Here is an 18,260-nt window from a genome sequence, read left to right on the forward strand (position 1 = left end):
TATGAAAAAATACATTCTTTCACTTGCGGTTGTATCTCTTTTCTACACGAATTCTGATGCCTGTGCATGGTCGGATCCTGATTATGAATACTTCAATCTTTTTACACAAAGTATTATCAAGGATAAATCTTACCTTCCTTTTCTGCATACCTACTCCAGCAGATTCTTTGGCGGATACAACCCGTCTCTGATTCCTGATGACAATGTTGAAGCATGGAAAAAATTCTTCAACAATCAGCTTAATTATGCCGAGACCCAGAATCTTGTGTATAAACTAAGCATGAATGATCTGAATGCTTTAAAGAATGGCAACCCCACCCAGCCCCTTTTACAAAAACTGGGAACCGGATTTTATCAGAAATATAAGGAAGGAATTGATTATTTAATTGAAGCCAAGTATCTGGAACCTTACATGAGCATCAATTATGTTGAAACTGAAAATTCATTCTATTCTTATAGCAGAAATGAGAGCAAGAAAGATGCAACTTCTCTTGATTACAATAAAACAATTGCCGCCCTTACATCTTTGTACAATGCTGCAAAAAATCCTGAGATCAAGCAACGTTACGGATACCAGCTTGTACGTTTCAATCATTACACCAGAAACTACGATGATGCATTACAGGCATTCAAAACCTATATAGAACCTATCAAACTAAAAGGTACCGTTTACTTTATGGCACTGGACCAGTTAGCGGGAGCCCAAAGAGGACTCGAAATGAATGGTGATGCCAATTGGAACTTCTTCCAGGTATTCATGAACAGCAAGGATCGCAAGGAATCTGCGTTTGTTTCCATGAAGCTTTCGGATACAGCTTCTTTCAGTAATATCATGAAAAGAGCAAATACGAATGAGGAAAAGAACATGGCTTATTTCCTTTTAGGTTATGAAGACTTCAATAATCCCATTCCTATTATGGAAAAGATGTTCGACATCAATCCTGATTCTGAGATTTTGAAAGTAATGGCCGTAAGAAGCATTAATGAACTGGAGAGAAGTTATCTTCCTACTTATTACTACACGTCATCCTCTTTGGGAAAGGTATCTGTACACACAGGAAATACTGAAACCAAAACCTCAAAAGATACTCCTGCCGATAATAAAGCTACAGCAGAAGTAAAAGAGGAAAAAGTTTCTTTCTGGCAGAAGATTGTCCGATTCTTTAAAAATCTTTTTGGAGGTTCATCTTCTGATAAAACGGGTGACGGAAATAAAGCCGACCAAAGTGATGATGAATTATTAAATAATCCGAATAGAATCCCTTTCTATACCACCGGCTATGAAGGCTATGATCAGACAACCAAGGATTATCTGGATGATCTTGAAAAGTTCACCGCAAAAACCAAGGAAAAATCTAAGGATGAATATTGGCAGATTGCAGATGCATACCTGAAGTTTTTAAAGAAAGATTATAAAGAAAGTACTGAAATTCTTAACGACATCAAGACTACCAATCCTGAATATCTGGAGGAAATTAAAAGAATGAAGGTCCTTAATGATATTGTTTCCCAGCCTAAAGTAGATGCAGCCTACGAAGATCATTTAATGAAAGACTATGCTGAATATTTTGTGGAAAAAGAAGTGAAAAAGGATACCGCCAACGTTAATGATTATGACTATTACGGAGATGTTCCTTCTACTGCAGATTTCCTTAAGGATGTAATGGCAAACCGTTATTTTCTTCAGGGGGAAGATGGAAAATCATTCCTGATGAATAATAAGCTTTCTGATCTTCAGTATAATCCGAACTCTAGTTTGGTAAAGAGCGTTGAGGAGTTCTACAAAAAACCAAATAAGTCACAGTTTGAACAGCAGATCATTGCCAAAAATATGGACAGTGTAGGAAATATTGATGCTTTCTTCAATTCAATCTATGGTGACAGAGCTATGAGGCTTGCCGACTTCGAAAAGGCTAAATCATATTATGAAAAGGCTCAAAAGTTTGCCGGAATTCCAAGAGTAAATTATGACTGGACTGAAAACAACGGTCAGACGATTACCCAAAAACAATATACATCTTCCGAGTATAACGGATTCAACAATATTTCGAGTTTGGTCTTCGGACATAATGTATGGGAAAGCTTCCAAAGTCCGGATACTGAAAGCATGAAAGCCGAAAGCTATACTGACTTCCCTTTCATTAAGGATAATATGAATAAGCTTGAACTTGCTGATATCCTTATCCAGCTTAAGAAGATAGGAACCGGAAATAATGAAAAGGCTGCGAAAGCAAATCAACTTATCGGAAACCTATTGTATAACACCTCTATTTTGGGGTATTACCGACAGCTTTTTGTAATGGATATTGATAACAGCAATGGTGGAAAATACAACTTCTGGAACACGAATACCAGTAACCCCTACAAGTATTATTACAAGAACTTTCTTGACACTTCATATATTGAACCTGATAACTTTGATTTAGCGATTAATTATTATCAGAAAGCACTTAAACTTTCAAATAATAAGGAAGAAAAAGCAAGAATCCTGTTCCAGATGGCAAGTGCTGAGCAAGGGAAATACTACCAGTACGAAGCAAAATCACAGAAAGACTTCGATTACTCTGATCCAAAGTGGTCTGAAAAAGAAGAGGCACGCCAGAAAGAAATGGACAACCTTAAAAACCAAAAGTACAGAACCTATTTTGCACAGTTAAAAACTCAGTATTCCGATACCGAGGCTGCTCAAAGCCTGATGGGAAGCTGTAGTTACTTTAGCTATTTTATGAAAAGATAATGTATGGAATTATATCTGAAATGATGTATAAATATTCAGGTAAAATTCAAGACAAGCTTAGCATTTATCAAATAAAAAAGGAATCATTGCGATTCCTTTTTTTGTTCTTGTTTCTGTAACCATTCTTCATGTTTTTTTCTGAAGAATTCATGCTTATAGTCTTGGTTTCTTTGCGCGGCATCAATGGAATGAGAGGTATGAATATCGGCATCTTTCTTCGCAAAGCGTGCCAAGTTTTCATAATAGTGGTGAAGCTGATCCAATTCTTTCTCTGTAAGATCTTCAATATCTACAATTCTGTTACTTGCTTTTTCGTGAGCAGCAATAAGTTCATTCAGTTTAATCTGTGTGGCTTTTGAATCTTTATTCTGGGCTTTCTGAATAAGAAAAACCATTAGAAATGTAATGATTGTGGTTCCTGTATTGATAACCAGCTGCCATGTTTCTGAATAATCAAAAAAAGGTCCGGATACAGCCCAAGCTATTACGATAGCCATCGCTCCTAAAAAAGCATTGGGGCTTCCGGTAAATCCGACAGCCCAGTTTGAAAATTTTTCAAAAAGATTTTTATTTTGATGGTCCATAATAGAGGTTGTTTTATATAATAAATGTATAAAATTAACCTGAACGAACGAAATATTAAAAATCAGAATACAAAATCAGATAATAAAGACTTTTTTTATTTCATTTTTCTGAATCTGTGCCACCAGATTAGAAATCCTGTAACGGGCAAAGAACAACCGATAAGGGAGATGATGAAATACAGAATAATACTTGGCAAACCCACAATTTCTCCTGTATGAAGTGGTTTAGCCAATGCTGTAAATTGTTTATTTAATGGTTTATCAGAGAACAATTCTTTTGTTTTAAACACTCCGGTTTTGTCAAAGGTCACTTCATCCGGAAGCATCATTCCCAAAAAGTTTTGCGTGTTCGTTTTTATCACTACATATCGTGGGTTTTCCTTGTTGGGAAGCTCAATACTGGTGGTAGCGGTATAAGGCAACTGCTGGTCTGCTAATTTTAAAATTTTATCAATGGACGCCGATTCGGAATTTTTAAGATTTTTCTTTTCATCCTGTTTTTGAAGCATATCTTCTAAAAGGCCCCCAAAAGCATAATCCTCACTATCTTTATCTTTGGAAATATTATCGATGGATGATCCGCCCAGGCTTACAATAAGACCATTCTTCACCCAAGGATAGGTGACATACAAACCGGTAATGGCAATGAAGAACAGTATCAGAAAAGTGTAGAAACCAAGAGTGTTGTGCAGGTCATAATTCAATCGTTGGAACTTCGCCTTGAACATAACGGTTAATCCCTGCTTCAGGAACTTCAACTTTTTGGGTAACCAAAGTATAAAACCTGAAACCAGCAGTACACAAAACATCAATACTCCGGCACCCAATATCTGACGTCCTGCATTTCCCATCATTAGATTTCTGTGGATATCAAGAACAATCTCAAAAAAACGGCTCGATCCTACATCAGGCTGTCCAAGAATTTTGCCTGTATATTGATTATAATAGGTGGCTTTGTCCAGTTGCTTTTCACGATAACCAACCACATAACTTCTCCCCAAGTCATCAGGCATCAGCAAGGATGTTAATTCCTTACCATCTTTCAACAGTTCGGACTGAATCTGATCAGGACTTTTAATCTGTTTAGAGGATGAACTGATGTACACCTTATCTCTATTACTAAAGTCGGTGATCTGGTTTTTAAAGGCATAAAGGCAACCTGTAAGACACACCACGAAAACAATGATACTTGATAAAAGTCCCAGCCAAAGATGAGTAATCCACATTACATATTTAATGATAGATTCGTTCTTCCGTCTTTTCCTGTAAAGGCTTTTAAACAATGTTTTCATTTTTGTTATAATAGCAAAAACATTAAGACAGTTTTGCCGTCTTAATGTTTTTAAATTGATATGAATAAATTAAAAAGTTAATACGAATTAAGGAAAGAATCCGGCACCGATGATGAAATTATTGATCTCCAAAACATTCCATCTTCTTTCTCCTTACTTCTCACCTAAACCGGTATCAATGTTGGTTATTTTCTTCCTTTAAACTGAACTTCCTTTACAATCTCCTCGAATTTTGTAAAGTGTTCCGGAGTCAATGCTTTTTGAATGGCAGCTTTTCTTTGGGCATCAAATTTTTCCCAGTATTCTTTAGCTAAGTCATTATTCCCATGATATACATCGTGAGCATCATTGAATGCTTTTTCAAAGGCATCATTAGCAGCGTTCACCATTTTGAATTCATCTTCAGAAAGCTGAGCTTCTGCTTTTATTTTTTCTAATAAAGCATTGTCATATCTTGGTCTTTTTCTAGAATTTTCATCAACAAATTTGTTGAATTTCTCCATTTGTGGAGCATCCAGGACTTTAGCCATTTCGATCGCCTGTTGTGCTCTCAGTTCTTCCCCTTTAATTCCCAGTGCAACACGGTCCATGTTTCCTCCCTGAGCTTTTGCAGCCTGGAAGTTCTGTTCCTGTAATTGCTGGTATTTTGTTGTAATCTCATCAAAGCTTTTTTCCTGCTCAGGAGTAAGCTTTACTTCTGTTTTGAATTGATTATAATCTACTCCTTTCTTCTTGTCTCCTGAACATGAAACAACCAAGAAAGTGGCGAATGCTACTGCTACAGTTTTGATATAAGTGCTTTTCATTGATATTTTATTTTAAGGTTTTAAATATTGTTAGAAAAAGTAATTTGCTCCGAACTGATATCTGATACCATCTATTCTGAAACCAAAGTTATTTGCCGGATCAGATGCGTCGTTACGTATATTTTTATCTAATAAATTGTATACTCCAAACGTGAAACGAACATGCTTGTTTAGTTTGTACATTGTTCCTAAATCCCAAAGGAAGTATGATGGTATTGGATACTCTTGAGCCTTACCTCTGTTTACACCAGGTTGGCTTTCACTTCTATAATTTCCTCTTGACCAGAATTCAAAGCTATCCGTTGCTTTCCATGAAAGGTTCACATTGGCCATATGCTTCGGTATTCTTGCATAAGGTTTATTGTAAAGGGCAGGGATTTCATCAGATTTGATTTTAGTATCTGTATAGGTATAATTTGCTTTTAGAGCAATATCCTTTGTTACATTTACTCCAAGGTTAGCTTCTAGGCCCATGCTGTTTGCTTTACCAAGGTTTTCTCTTGTGGAGATAAAGTCATAAAGATGATTGTACAGACTTTCAAATTGTTTACATTCTTCTGTATTATTACATTTTCTTACTTCTACCAATTTGTTTCTAAAGTCTGTATTAAATCCTGTAACGCTTAGGTTAATAACTTTTTTGTTATCCTCAAACATTACAGTAACTTCCTGGTTGAAGCTTTTTTCCGGCTTTAGATCTTTGTTCCCGATGATCACTCCATCCTGAGTTCCTCCTCCGGTAACTTGTCCCCAGAAAGGATTAACGGCTCTTAATCCAGGTGCTTTATATCCCCATGAAGTTCCTCCTTTTACGGTAAAGTTATTGTTAATGCTCCACACCAAATATCCTCTTGGTGTAAAATTGGAACCATAGTTTTCATCATTATCCAAACGGGCACCCGTAACCAAGTGAAGTTTGTCAACTAATTTCCAGTTTGCTTCGGCAAATGCAGACCAGTTCCAACGGGTCAATCTGCTTACAATGTCACCGTTTTCAGATTTCATTTTATTTCCCAGGTCATTCAGTCTTTCATATCTGTATTCTGCACCAAAGCTGATTACATGATCTTTCAGATTGAAATTATTAAGACTGTAAGCCAAGAAAGTTTCATACCTCATATCCCTGTTTGGGTTATTGGTATTATCATATTGAATGTAAGAATTCGTATGGAAGTTGGAGTAATCTCCTTTGTGACTTAAAGCCAATACATTTCTCTCGTAGTTATTACTTGAGCTTTTTGCATTTGGAGCCAAGGAGTATCCAGGGTTCTGGTTTCTCTCCTGACGGTTATAGTCATAGTTTAATTTAAATGTATTTTTTGCATTTGGAGTAAGGCTAAATTCTGTACCAAAAGCTTTAATAACTCTTTCTGTAAATCCCCCTACAAACTTGTCTTCGTTTCTGTTTGAGTAACTTCCTGTCACTTTCATTTGAAGCAGGTTCTTCACTAAAGATCCGGCAGTATATCCATCAATCTGGTAGGTATTCCCGGATTCTTTATGTACTTGCTGTATTAAGCTTGTTCCCACAGATCCTCTCCATCCGTCTGTAAGTTTTTTAGTGATGATGTTAATTACCCCTCCCATTGCATCGGATCCATATAAGGAAGACATGGGTCCTTTTACTACTTCAATTCTTTCAATGGTTTCCAATGGTGGCATCCATCCCTGTTCAATTCCGGGACCATCAGAGTTGGGTCTTGTTTCTCTTGTATTAATTCTTTTACCATCAATTAGAACCAATGTTTGCCCAGACTCGGCACCTCTTATTGAGAAATCACTTGTACTTCCTCCTCCTGTAATGAAAACTCCGGGTACATCCTGCAATGCATCTGTAATATCTCTATAGGCTCTTTTTTTAAGGTCTGCCTGTGTAATTACAGAAATTGTTGCCGGAGTATCCTTAATCTTCTGAGCATATCCAGAACCAGTTATTACTACTTCATTAATACTATGGCTTTTCAAAGTGTCCTTAGTTTTCTGTGCATTTGCTAAAGCTGTTCCTAAAACAAGTAAAGAAAAAGATACTGTTCTTATCATCAATAAAATTTTTTGCAAAATTATTATTTTTAATGATTCTAAATAAACAAATTAAACTGACATATGTCACATGAAAAAGAATAATCATTACCAGATTATCAACCATTGCATATTCATTGTAAAAATATACTATCAGGATCTACAGATCATTAGGTTATATATTCACAAGAGACTATATGAATGTAAAAAATTAAATTAAAAAAAGTTACCATTTTGATTAAAAAAAATAGGCCATTACAACTCTATTGGAAATCATTAGAGATAAATTATGGGCATAAAAAAATCCGTTCCTTTTCAGGAACGGATTCTATAATGATTGCAAATTATGCAATTATCACACTTTAATTTCAACGTCAACACCGCTTGGTAACTCTAACTTCATTAGAGCATCAACAGTTTTAGAAGAAGAAGAGTAGATATCCATTAGTCTCTTGTGAGCTGATAATTGGAACTGCTCTCTTGCTTTCTTGTTTACGTGCGGAGATCTCAACACTGTGAAGATTCTCTTATTCGTTGGCAATGGAATTGGACCGTTTACAACAGCACCAGTAGCCTTTACCGTTTTTACGATTTTCTCAGCAGACTTGTCTACCAAGTTGTAATCGTAAGATTTTAGTTTTATTCTGATTCTTTGTGACATTTCTTTAATTTAAAAATTAACCTTTTGCTTTAGCTATGATATCTTCAGCAACGTTTTGTGGAGTAGCTTGATACTTCTCTAATTCCATAGAAGAAGTAGCTCTTCCTGATGAAAGTGTTCTTAGAGTAGTTACATATCCAAACATTTCAGAAAGTGGAACAGAACCTTTGATTACAACAGCTCCATTTTTCTCTTCCTGACCACTGATTGTACCTCTTCTCTTGTTAAGGTCACCAATGATGTTACCCATGTATTCTTCTGGAGTTACAACTTCCAGTTTCATAATAGGCTCCATAATTACTGGCTTAGCAGCACGTCCCGCTTCTTTAAATCCTAATTTAGCAGCCATTTCAAAGGAAAGAGCATCAGAATCCACCGCGTGGAAAGATCCGTCTTTAAGAATAACTTTAATACCTTCAACTTCGAAACCAGCCAAAGGACCGTTCTTCATTGCAGCTTTAAAGCCTTTTTCAATTGCAGGAACAAATTCTCTAGGAACGTTACCACCTTTGATCTCATTGATGAATTCTAAACCAATTTTACCTTCGTCAGCAGGTCCTAGTTCAAATACAATGTCAGCAAATTTACCTTTACCACCAGATTGTTTTTTGTAAACTTCTCTGTGTTGAGCAACTTTTGTTAAGTTTTCTTTGTACTCTACCTGAGGTTGTCCTTGGTTTACTTCAACTTTGAATTCTCTCTTCATACGGTCAACAATGATATCCAAGTGAAGCTCACCCATACCAGAGATAATCGTTTGTCCAGAAGCTTCGTCAGTTCTAACAGTAAACGTTGGATCTTCTTCAGCCAATTTAGCTAAAGCGTTACCCATTTTATCCTGGTCAGCTTTAGTTTTAGGCTCAACAGCGATACCAATTACCGGATCAGGGAAAACCATCGATTCAAGAACGATTGGGTTTTTCTCGTCACACATAGTATCACCAGTTTTGATAGATTTGAAACCTACCGCTGCACCAATATCACCAGCTTCAATATATTCTACTGGGTTTTGCTTGTTAGCGTGCATCTGATAGATTCTTGAGATTCTTTCTTTATCTCCTGAACGAGTGTTCAAGATATAAGAACCTGCATCTAGTCTTCCAGAGTATGCTCTGAAGAATGCCAATCTTCCCACGAATGGGTCAGTAGCAATCTTAAATGCTAGAGCTGCGAACGGCTCGTTTACGTCTGGTTTTCTTGTGATTTCAGCGTCAGTTCTAGGGTCAGTACCTTTGATATCATCTTTATCCAATGGAGAAGGCAAGTATTTACATACTGCATCCAACATAAACTGTACTCCTTTATTTTTGAATGAAGAACCACAAGTCATTGGGATAATAGATAAATCGATAGTAGCTTTTCTTAGAGCTTCGTTGATTTCTTCTTCAGAGATAGAATCTGGATCTTCGAAGAATTTCTCCATCAAAGTATCATCGTAGTCAGCAACAGCTTCTACTAGTTTCTCTCTATATTCAAGAACTTCAGCTTTCATGTCTTCAGGAATTGGCACTACTTCGAAAGTAGCTCCTTGTCCTGCTTCATCCCAGATGATAGCTCTGTTTTTAATTAAGTCAACAACTCCTTTGAAATCTTCTTCAGCACCGATTGGTAAAACGATTGGAACTGCGTTAGATCCTAACATATCTTTAACCTGGTTTACCACGTTAAGGAAGTCAGCACCTTGTCTGTCCATTTTGTTTACGAATCCCATTCTAGCAACTTTGTAGTTGTCAGCAAGTCTCCAGTTTGTTTCAGACTGAGGCTCTACTCCATCTACTGCTGAGAATAAGAATACCAATCCATCCAATACTCTTAAAGATCTGTTTACTTCTACAGTGAAGTCAACGTGTCCCGGTGTATCGATGATGTTGAAGTGGTAAGGTTTAGTATCTGCAACAGGTTTTCCTTGATCAGTTGGAAAGTTCCAAGAACAAGTAGTTGCAGCTGAAGTAATAGTAATACCTCTTTCTGCTTCCTGCTCCATCCAGTCCATTGTAGAAGCACCATCGTGAACTTCACCAATCTTGTGGTTAACACCTGTATAGAATAAAATTCTTTCTGTAGTGGTAGTTTTACCTGCATCAATGTGAGCAGCAATACCAATATTTCTTGTGAATTTAAGATCTCTTCCCATTTCAGATTAGAATTTGAAGTGTGAGAAAGCTTTGTTAGCTTCCGCCATTTTGTGAGTGTCAGATTTCTTTTTGAAAGCAGCACCTTCTTCTCTTGAAGCAGCTACAACTTCATTAGCTAATTTCAAAGCCATAGACTTATCATTTCTCTTTTTAGAGTAGCTAATTAACCATTTCATTGCCATAGAAATTTTTCTATCAGCTCTGATTGGCATAGGAATCTGGAAGTTAGCTCCACCTACTCTTCTAGAACGTACTTCTACGTGAGGCATTACATTTGTAAGTGCATCTTTCCAGATTTCTAGTGCAGTTTTCTCAGTTTCTCCTTTTTTAGTTTCTACGATTTCTAATGCATCATAGAAAATTTTGAATGCGATTGACTTCTTACCGTCAAGCATTAAGTTGTTTACGAATCTCGTTACCAATTGATCATTAAATTTCGGATCTGGTAACAACGGTCTTTTTTTCGCTTTTGTCTTTCTCATTGCTTTTGTACCTTATTTAATGATTATTTTTTCTTTCCTTTTGCAGGAGCAGCAGCTGCTTGTCCTGGTTTAGGTCTCTTAGCTCCGTACTTAGATCTTCTCTGAGTTCTTCCATTTACACCAGCTGTGTCTAAAGCACCTCTTACGATGTGGTAACGTACTCCCGGTAGGTCTTTCACCCTTCCGCCTCTAACCAATACTATCGAGTGCTCTTGAAGATTATGTCCTTCGCCCGGGATATAGGCGTTAACTTCTTTACCGTTAGAAAGTCTTACCCTTGCAACTTTTCTAAGTGCAGAGTTAGGTTTCTTAGGTGTAGTAGTATATACTCTCGTACATACACCACGTCTTTGTGGACAAGAATCAAGGGCAGCCGATTTGCTCTTCTTGGCAAGCGTGGCTCTTCCTTTTCTTACTAATTGTTGAATAGTAGGCATTTAATTGCTTTTTATTTTAGGGTGCAAAAATAATAATATTTTTTTAATTGACAAGCAGTTATGGAATTTTATTTCTTCTCTTTTTTTCTTAATTGATTTCCATAACAAGCTGAAACCTCGATGAATTTTATATTATTCCATCATTTTGGGGTGATGAAACTGATCTCAAAAAATTAAAATTTATTTAAAGGCATCCTTTATTACTTTTCCTTTCATGTATTGTTTAGGCATTCCTAAAAGTTCAGCCATTGTACTGGCAATATCAATCTGTTCATAATTTCCGGTGCTTATGGTTGTATTCTTTTTGAAATCCGGTCCCATTGCAAAAAACTCGATATGTCTGCAACCAGCACAGTCATCCCCATGTTCTGCAAAACCTCCATTGGCATCCAGATGTCTTCCGTGGTCGTTGGAAACAATCAGCGTTGTTTTATCTTTATAGGCAGGAAGTAACTGAATATAATCCCAGATCTCCTTAATGGAAGCATCTGTAGTTTTAATGGCCTTAATATATTCGTTCCAGTTATTGGCATGTCCATAGGAGTCTACATCCTTAAGATTAATAACCATTACATTTGGACTATACTTCTTCATCACTTCTTTTGTATTTGCCATTGTCACCGCATCTGCGCGGTATCCTGAGCCATTTCCGCTTACTCCACAGTCAACACTTGGCTGAAACTTGCCATTCCATTCTTCCAGTTTGCAGTTATTCAATACTTCTAATTTATCCTTGGAAGCAATAACCCAAGCCTTAGTTTTATCTGCCCCGGTATATTTTAACCATTGTTGCATTACAGAAGGAAACCCGGGGAGCTCAGTACCGTTATTTTTAATGTTTTCGTATACCCCAGAACACATGGCACTATGACCGGGATTGGTATTGGTAGTCCCGTTATTTTTGAAATTACTGATAAAAACACCCTGGCTCAGCAAGCTTACCCTATTAGGTATATTCTCTTTATTGGCAGCTTCCCATGTTTCAGAAATACGAGGTCCGTCCACCACCAGCAGAACTACATTTTTAGTTTGATATTTTTCCTCGGTTTTTGTTTGGGCTTCCGTATCATTACTACTGCATGAAAGTATTGAAAACAACAAACTGAAATACAAGAAGATCTTCTTCATAGCTTTTTTACTTTTTTATAGATTTAAAGTGCAAAGCTAGAAAACGGACATTCAGGATTTATTAATAAATTGTTATCTATTCCTTAAGAATTTAAGCTCGGTTCTTAAATTAGATGGATATTTTTTAACCGAAAATATTTCACAAGATATTATTCCAAGATGGTAACAGTAACTTTTTTGTTCCATTTAAAGTTTCTCACCTGTTCTTTTAAGATATTATGAATTTCGGGATTGATGGAGTAAATATACAAGTGATCTTCCCCTAGCACGGCACTGCTTCCATTGATCTTTAAAGCAGCAATCTTTTTCCAGTTTCTAGGAGTGTGTCCATCAAGCCATTCCTCATAAGCTATGGCGAGCTGATAGTTATTATCACGGGTATAGTTGGTAAGAAAGTCTTCGACCTCATCATCAAAAAACTTCTTCTTAATTTTAAATTCAACCATTTCCATGGATCCCAACCCCATAAAATCAAGCAAATGAATATCTGTGAAGTAAGTGATTGCTCCAATATCATTGGCCACCACTTTAGAATCATTGTAATAGGTATTTAAGAATCTGGCAGATTCTACCTGTTGCTCATAAATATTTGCACTTCCATTGGTAATTAAAGTATGACCATACCCAAATTTATAAATAAGCAAGGCCATATTTGCCAATACAAAGATTCCTATTATTTTCTCTGTTTTAAAGGTTAACCATGGCTTTGTAATAAAAGAAACTAACCTCGGGATTAGGATCATAGCAAAAGCAACTAATAAATAAGCCTCATATCTGAAAATACTTTTAATCTCCCCAAACAGGCAATGCAAAACTAGAGTGAGACCCCAAGCCAAGAATAGGAAATTCTTCAATACAATATTTTTAAAACTCAACTTGCACTTATAATCCCGGTACATCAAAATTACCCCGATCAATAATGGGAATATTCCTATCTTATAAAAGGTAATATTTAAAATCAACTTTTTTAAGATAATTTCCAGTGCCTGAGTAAAAACATTGCCTGAAAGATCCAGCAAGGTCCCCTTTACTACTACTGAATTGGGGAAGAAATATCCACTTCTGGGATAATTGAAATACCCAAAAATAAGAATCGGAAGAAAACCAATAATAAGTACAAGTCCTGCATTCTTAAATTTCCTGATCAAAAAGAAAACAAAAGCAAGGGAGGCAAAGTAAAACATGCTTTCAAATCTTATTAATCCCAATAAAAGAATGGTAAAATAAAACCAATATGCATAGACTCCTGCCTTAAAGTTCTCTTTGATCCATTTTTGAAAACAATAAATATTCACAGCTATTACAAGCACTTGCAGGACATGTTCCATTCCTGATACAATCTGCACATGGAGTACTGCAAAGAAAAGAGTAAACAAACAGGCAATAACAATATGTCTGGATTGGTTAAAATAATATGAATAGTATTTATTCAGGATCACAATAAGCAAACAGGCTGCGGCTATATTAAAAATCAAAGGGATAAGTGCATGATTTCCAAAAACAGAAATCAAAATACTTAAAATAAATGTAAAAACGGGAGATGATGAAGAGGATGAAAAGGCATATTTTGTTACTCCCCAAACTCCGTGTAATGCAAAATTTTTAGCCACCGCCAAATGAATATAAGCATCATCCAATATATAAGTAAAGTAGTTCTCAGTAGTAGACAGCATGATCAGAATATACATCAAACATACTCCGAAAAATAAAGTTACTGTTGTTAAAAAGCTTTTCATTATTTGCAATATTACCACTTCCAAACTATTAAAAAAAATGCAATAACACCTGTTCATTTAAAAGGAAACAATCCGAACATGATATAGCTATCAAGAATTTAGTTGATTAGCTTAACTGATACATTTTTGTTCCATTTAAAGTTTCTCACCTGTTCTTTTAAAGCTCCGTGAATTTTGGGATTAATGGAGTAAATATATAAGTGATCTCTCCCCAGCACAGCATTGCTTCCACTGATTGTTAAAACAGCAACCTTTTTCCAGTTTTTTGGAGTATGCCCTTCTAACCATTCTTCATAGGCTATTGCAAGCTGGTAGTTATTTTTGATTGTATACTCTGTTAAGAATTTTTCAAATTGATCATCTATTCCTATTAACCTTTTTCTAAAGGGCATCACTTCCTTTGATCCCAGTCCCTCAAAGTCTAGCAGACGAATATCAGTAAAATAACAGATTGCCCCAATATCATTAGCGACCACTTTAGAATCGTTATAATATTTTTTCAGAAATCTGGCAGACTGTATCTGCTGTTCATAGATATTTCTACTTCCAACCACAATAAGATCGCTGACAATCCCAATCTTCAAGAGTAAAGTAAGACATGACAGCAAGAGCAATGAAGAAACAAGTCTATTTTCTTTCAATAAAAAATTACGTTGTTCAAAAACAGACCTGAGCCTTGGAAGAATAGCCATAGCAAAGCCTATTAATATATACACTTCATATCGATACAATCTGGTCAACTGACTGAAAGTACCATGCAGAAACAATGTAATACACCAAACAATAAGAAGAAAATGATTTACTACAATTTTTTGAAAACTCAAACCCTTTTTAACATCTTTGGCAATTAGAATTGCAGAAAGCAGTAGTGGTAGTAAACCAGCAAAATAAAAATAACGGTTATATAAGATTTTATTAAACAATATACTGGCTATCTGCCTAAAGAAAGCATCAGAAAAATCAAACTTGGCCCCCTTTACAACAACTGAATTGGGAAAAAAATATCCTGTTTCCTGATAAGTAAAATATCCGAAAATTAAAACGGGAATAAAACCAAATACCAGTACCCAGGCAACCTGCTTCCATCTTCTCAGCAACAGAAAAACTAAGGCAAGCGATAAGAAATAGAACATAAAATCAAACCTGATCAGCCCAAGCAAAGCAAGGGTACAATAAAACCAACCTGAATAATAGCGATCTCTATACTCAGACCTCAACCATCTTTCAAGGCAGAGAACATTCACAACCATTACCAATGCCTGCATCACATGCTCCATTCCAGAAAAAACAAGAAGCGAAACAGAAGCAAAAAACAATGTAAAAAGATTACTCAATATAATGGACTTGGTTTTACTAAAATAATCTGCATAGTATTTATTCAGAAAATATATTGCAAAAAAGGCACATAGTAAATTAAAAATCAAAGGAATAAGTTCATGATCTCCAAATAGATAAATAAGACCACTTAAAATTACAGTAAAAACCGGTGAAGAAGAGGTAGAAGAAAAAGTATACTTTGTGACACCCCACACTCCATGAAAAGCAAAATTCTTAGCTATTGCAAGATGGATATAGGCATCATCCAGAATATAGGTAAAATAACCCTCGGTTTCCGAAAGCATTAGGAGCATGTAAACCATACACATTCCAAAAAATAATGCCGCAGTTGTTAGTAAACTTTTCATTATTTGCAATATTAATACTTCCAAACTATTTTAAAAAATTTTCTTATAGTTATCATCTATCAATAAGCAAGGGAGTTCGGCACGATATTTCGTAAATTTGTGATACATAAATGATAAACTTACAAAATTGCTATTATCATAACTTCATTTCCAGTCATATGAATGAAGTCTGCAATTGAGATATAACCTTAAAAAAATAAATATATACATATGAAAAACGCTAGTATTATTGGCCTTAAAGAGGCCGACTGCAAGAAAATAGCAGAAAAGTTAAATGTACTGTTAGCTAACTACTCTGTATTTTATCAGAATACAAGAGGTTCTCACTGGAACATCAAAGGAGAACAGTTTTTTACACTTCATCCAAAGTTTGAGGAATTGTATAATAGTCTTGTTTTAAAGATTGATGAAATTGCTGAAAGAATCCTTACTTTAGGCGCTACTCCGGCACACAACTACTCTGATTATTTAAAAGTAGCCACCATTCAGGAGAGCAAAGAAGTAAGTGATGGAAACAAAAGTGTTGAGCAAATCTTAAACTCATTCAAGGTTGTACTTGATCTTCAAAGAGAGCTTTTAGATATTACAGATAAAGCAGGTGACGAGGGTACAAACTCTCAGATGAGCGACTATATCACTGAGCAGGAGAAAGAAGTTTGGATGTACAATTCCTATTTAGGAAAATAACCGATAAAGATCATCGAAATATTTCAAAAAAATCGCCTTACATTTAGGCGATTTTATTTTTTATTTTTATATTTGCGTTAAAATTACACATATTATGAACGACGTAAGACTCAACTCTATTCTAGATAACGATTTCTATAAAATAACCATGCAAAATGCAGTGGTAAAATTATTTCCTGGCTCTATTGTAAAATATGAATTCATCAACAGAGGTAAGCATCACTTCCCTGATGGGTTTGATGCTGCCCTAAAAGAAGCAGTCAACAAAATGGCTGAACTGAAACTTACCAAGGAAGAGAAGAAATTCATGGCAAGAACCTGCCCTTATATTGATCTTCCTTATCTGGATTTTCTGGAGGGTTATCATTATGACCCGTCAGAGGTAAAGATTCATCAGGAAGGAGGTGACCTGTCTGTAACCGTTGAAGGACTTTGGTACAGAACCATCCTTTGGGAAGTTCCTTTATTGGCGCTTATCAGTGAGCTTCATTATGAAATGAATCATATGGAAAGGGATTCTAATGAAGTGGTTATGAGCAAAACCATTGAAAAAGCAGAATCACTTGCCAGACTTGGAGTTACATTTGCAGAATTCGGCACAAGAAGAAGACATTCCTATAAAGTACAAAATCTGGTAATGGAGGCTTTGACACAGAAAAAAGAATCCACATTTATCGGAAGTTCAAACGTGCACTTTGCCATGAAATATGGAGTAAAGCCTATTGGAACCCATGCTCATGAATGGTTTATGTTTCATGCTGCAGAATATGGTTTCAAAATGGCCAATGAAATGGCACTGGAGCACTGGGTGGATGTTTACAGAGGAGATCTGGGAGTAGCACTTTCAGACACCTACACTACTGATGTTTTCTTCCAGCAGTTTGACAAGAAATTCGCCAAGCTTTTTGACGGGGTACGACATGACAGTGGTGATGCTTTGGAGTTTGCAGATAAGACCATCGCTCATTATCAAAGAAACGGCATCAATCCGATGTTTAAATATATCATTTTCTCCGATGCTTTGAATCTAGAAAAGGTGGAAGAAATCACCAATTACTGCAGGGGAAAAATCGGAATTTCTTTTGGAATAGGAACCAACCTTACGAATGATGTAGGATTAAAGCCAATGAACATTGTGATGAAGCTTATTGGAGTTCAGGCACCCAATAAAGAATGGATTCCTACGGTAAAACTTTCTGATGAACATGGAAAATATACCGGAGACCCAAAGATGATTGAGCTTGCTAAAGAATTTTTAAGAATAAAAGATTAGCATCATCTTATTAAGATATTAAATACAACCTCGTAACCATCGAGGTTTTTTTGTTTTACATCATCATTTGAAATTTCGGCTTCAAAAATTTATAAGGTTTTATTATATTTATCAAAACAAAACAATATGATATCAAGAACATTATTTATCACTTCCCTCTTCATCTCAACATTATCCTTTGCACAGGAAAAAAAGATCGGTAAACCCCAATTTAACCAAGAACTAGCCACTTCTCTCGGTGCAGACCAGTATGGCATGAAAGCTTACACCATTGTAATGCTTACAACCGGTTCTGCAAAGATTGAAGATAAAACCAAAATGGGTTCTTTAATGAAGGGACATATGGCCAACATTGGCAAGCTGGCAGATGAGGGTAAAATTGTTGTAGCCGGACCTTTTCTGGAAAAGAATAAGGAAAACTATCGTGGAATGTTTATTTTCAACACTAAATCTAAAGAAGAAGCCGAACAATGGGTAAAAACAGATCCTGCAGTTCAAGCCGGAGTTTTCAGCTATGAAATCTTCCCTTGGTATGGATCGGCTGCATTACCTTTATACCTTAAGCACCATGAAGAAATCTCAAAGGAAAATCCTTAAG

Annotated in this window: 15 protein-coding genes; 4 read left to right on the forward strand and 11 right to left on the reverse strand. The window is 35.9% G+C overall.

Annotation, left to right across the window (positions count from 1 at the left end; translation table 11 throughout):
- Position 1: 1 nt before the first annotated feature.
- Complete coding sequence (locus C7D53_RS12630; RefSeq protein ID WP_106916818.1) at positions 2–2,737, forward strand: hypothetical protein; 2,736 nt, start codon at positions 2–4, stop codon at positions 2,735–2,737.
- Positions 2,738–2,820: 83 nt separating this feature from the next.
- Here C7D53_RS12630 and C7D53_RS12635 read toward each other — a convergent pair whose 3' ends face one another.
- The 11 genes from C7D53_RS12635 to C7D53_RS12685 all read right to left on the reverse strand — a co-directional run bounded on the left by C7D53_RS12635 (position 2,821) and on the right by C7D53_RS12685 (position 15,702).
- Positions 2,821–3,321 carry a low affinity iron permease family protein gene (locus C7D53_RS12635; RefSeq protein ID WP_106916819.1) on the reverse strand — a complete coding sequence of 167 codons (501 nt, stop codon included), beginning with the start codon at positions 3,319–3,321 and terminating at the stop codon, positions 2,821–2,823.
- Between the two features lie 95 nt (positions 3,322–3,416).
- Positions 3,417–4,613 (reverse strand): PepSY-associated TM helix domain-containing protein, encoded by a 1,197-nt coding sequence (locus C7D53_RS12640; protein WP_106916820.1) that lies wholly within the window; start codon positions 4,611–4,613, stop codon positions 3,417–3,419.
- A gap of 185 nt (positions 4,614–4,798) precedes the next feature.
- On the reverse strand, positions 4,799–5,419 hold the full coding sequence (locus C7D53_RS12645; RefSeq protein WP_106916821.1) for a hypothetical protein: 621 nt from the start codon (positions 5,417–5,419) through the stop codon (positions 4,799–4,801).
- 30 nt (positions 5,420–5,449) lie between these two features.
- Entirely contained in the window at positions 5,450–7,459 is a 2,010-nt protein-coding gene (locus C7D53_RS12650; protein WP_106916822.1) for a TonB-dependent receptor domain-containing protein, read from the reverse strand.
- Positions 7,460–7,793: 334 nt separating this feature from the next.
- Complete coding sequence (gene rpsJ / locus C7D53_RS12655) at positions 7,794–8,099, reverse strand: 30S ribosomal protein S10 (RefSeq protein ID WP_002661363.1); 306 nt, start codon at positions 8,097–8,099, stop codon at positions 7,794–7,796.
- Between the two features lie 16 nt (positions 8,100–8,115).
- On the reverse strand, positions 8,116–10,233 hold the full coding sequence (fusA, locus tag C7D53_RS12660) for an elongation factor G (RefSeq protein ID WP_106916823.1): 2,118 nt from the start codon (positions 10,231–10,233) through the stop codon (positions 8,116–8,118).
- Between the two features lie 6 nt (positions 10,234–10,239).
- Positions 10,240–10,716, reverse strand: coding sequence for a 30S ribosomal protein S7 (gene rpsG, locus C7D53_RS12665; protein WP_089734635.1), 477 nt, complete (start codon positions 10,714–10,716; stop codon positions 10,240–10,242).
- Between the two features lie 23 nt (positions 10,717–10,739).
- Positions 10,740–11,153: a 30S ribosomal protein S12 gene (gene rpsL / locus C7D53_RS12670; RefSeq protein ID WP_002983146.1), complete on the reverse strand. Its 414-nt coding sequence runs from the start codon at positions 11,151–11,153 to the stop codon at positions 10,740–10,742.
- A gap of 180 nt (positions 11,154–11,333) precedes the next feature.
- Positions 11,334–12,281, reverse strand: coding sequence for an alkaline phosphatase family protein (locus tag C7D53_RS12675; RefSeq protein WP_106916824.1), 948 nt, complete (start codon positions 12,279–12,281; stop codon positions 11,334–11,336).
- Positions 12,282–12,430: 149 nt separating this feature from the next.
- A complete protein-coding gene (locus C7D53_RS12680) occupies positions 12,431–14,017 on the reverse strand; it encodes a hypothetical protein (protein ID WP_106916825.1) in 1,587 nt (528 codons plus the stop codon).
- A 98-nt stretch (positions 14,018–14,115) separates the two neighbouring features.
- On the reverse strand, positions 14,116–15,702 hold the full coding sequence (locus C7D53_RS12685; protein ID WP_162926169.1) for a hypothetical protein: 1,587 nt from the start codon (positions 15,700–15,702) through the stop codon (positions 14,116–14,118).
- 210 nt (positions 15,703–15,912) lie between these two features.
- Between C7D53_RS12685 and C7D53_RS12690 the strand changes: the two genes are divergently transcribed.
- The 3 genes from C7D53_RS12690 to C7D53_RS12700 all read left to right on the forward strand — a co-directional run bounded on the left by C7D53_RS12690 (position 15,913) and on the right by C7D53_RS12700 (position 18,259).
- On the forward strand, positions 15,913–16,389 hold the full coding sequence (locus C7D53_RS12690) for a Dps family protein (RefSeq protein WP_106916827.1): 477 nt from the start codon (positions 15,913–15,915) through the stop codon (positions 16,387–16,389).
- Positions 16,390–16,483: 94 nt separating this feature from the next.
- Positions 16,484–17,662 carry a nicotinate phosphoribosyltransferase gene (pncB, locus tag C7D53_RS12695; protein ID WP_106916828.1) on the forward strand — a complete coding sequence of 393 codons (1,179 nt, stop codon included), beginning with the start codon at positions 16,484–16,486 and terminating at the stop codon, positions 17,660–17,662.
- Between the two features lie 126 nt (positions 17,663–17,788).
- Positions 17,789–18,259, forward strand: coding sequence for a YciI family protein (locus tag C7D53_RS12700; protein WP_106916829.1), 471 nt, complete (start codon positions 17,789–17,791; stop codon positions 18,257–18,259).
- Position 18,260: the final 1 nt, after the last annotated feature.

The organism is Chryseobacterium aurantiacum (genome assembly GCF_003020585.1).
Taxonomy (GTDB): Bacteria; Bacteroidota; Bacteroidia; order Flavobacteriales; family Weeksellaceae; genus Chryseobacterium; species Chryseobacterium aurantiacum.

Excerpts from the sequence above, each read along its gene's own strand:
- C7D53_RS12630 (WP_106916818.1), top strand. The coding sequence starts at position 2 with ATGAAAAAATACATTCTTTCACTTGCGGTTGTATCTCTTTTCTACACG.
- C7D53_RS12645 (WP_106916821.1), bottom strand. The coding sequence starts at position 5,419 with ATGAAAAGCACTTATATCAAAACTGTAGCAGTAGCATTCGCCACTTTC.
- rpsL (WP_002983146.1), bottom strand. The coding sequence starts at position 11,153 with ATGCCTACTATTCAACAATTAGTAAGAAAAGGAAGAGCCACGCTTGCC.
- rpsG (WP_089734635.1), bottom strand. The coding sequence starts at position 10,716 with ATGAGAAAGACAAAAGCGAAAAAAAGACCGTTGTTACCAGATCCGAAA.
- C7D53_RS12680 (WP_106916825.1), bottom strand. The coding sequence starts at position 14,017 with ATGAAAAGCTTTTTAACAACAGTAACTTTATTTTTCGGAGTATGTTTG.
- C7D53_RS12700 (WP_106916829.1), top strand. The coding sequence starts at position 17,789 with ATGATATCAAGAACATTATTTATCACTTCCCTCTTCATCTCAACATTA.
- C7D53_RS12685 (WP_162926169.1), bottom strand. The coding sequence starts at position 15,702 with ATGAAAAGTTTACTAACAACTGCGGCATTATTTTTTGGAATGTGTATG.
- C7D53_RS12640 (WP_106916820.1), bottom strand. The coding sequence starts at position 4,613 with ATGAAAACATTGTTTAAAAGCCTTTACAGGAAAAGACGGAAGAACGAA.
- C7D53_RS12635 (WP_106916819.1), bottom strand. The coding sequence starts at position 3,321 with ATGGACCATCAAAATAAAAATCTTTTTGAAAAATTTTCAAACTGGGCT.
- C7D53_RS12675 (WP_106916824.1), bottom strand. The coding sequence starts at position 12,281 with ATGAAGAAGATCTTCTTGTATTTCAGTTTGTTGTTTTCAATACTTTCA.
- fusA (WP_106916823.1), bottom strand. The coding sequence starts at position 10,233 with ATGGGAAGAGATCTTAAATTCACAAGAAATATTGGTATTGCTGCTCAC.
- rpsJ (WP_002661363.1), bottom strand. The coding sequence starts at position 8,099 with ATGTCACAAAGAATCAGAATAAAACTAAAATCTTACGATTACAACTTG.
- pncB (WP_106916828.1), top strand. The coding sequence starts at position 16,484 with ATGAACGACGTAAGACTCAACTCTATTCTAGATAACGATTTCTATAAA.
- C7D53_RS12690 (WP_106916827.1), top strand. The coding sequence starts at position 15,913 with ATGAAAAACGCTAGTATTATTGGCCTTAAAGAGGCCGACTGCAAGAAA.
- C7D53_RS12650 (WP_106916822.1), bottom strand. The coding sequence starts at position 7,459 with ATGATAAGAACAGTATCTTTTTCTTTACTTGTTTTAGGAACAGCTTTA.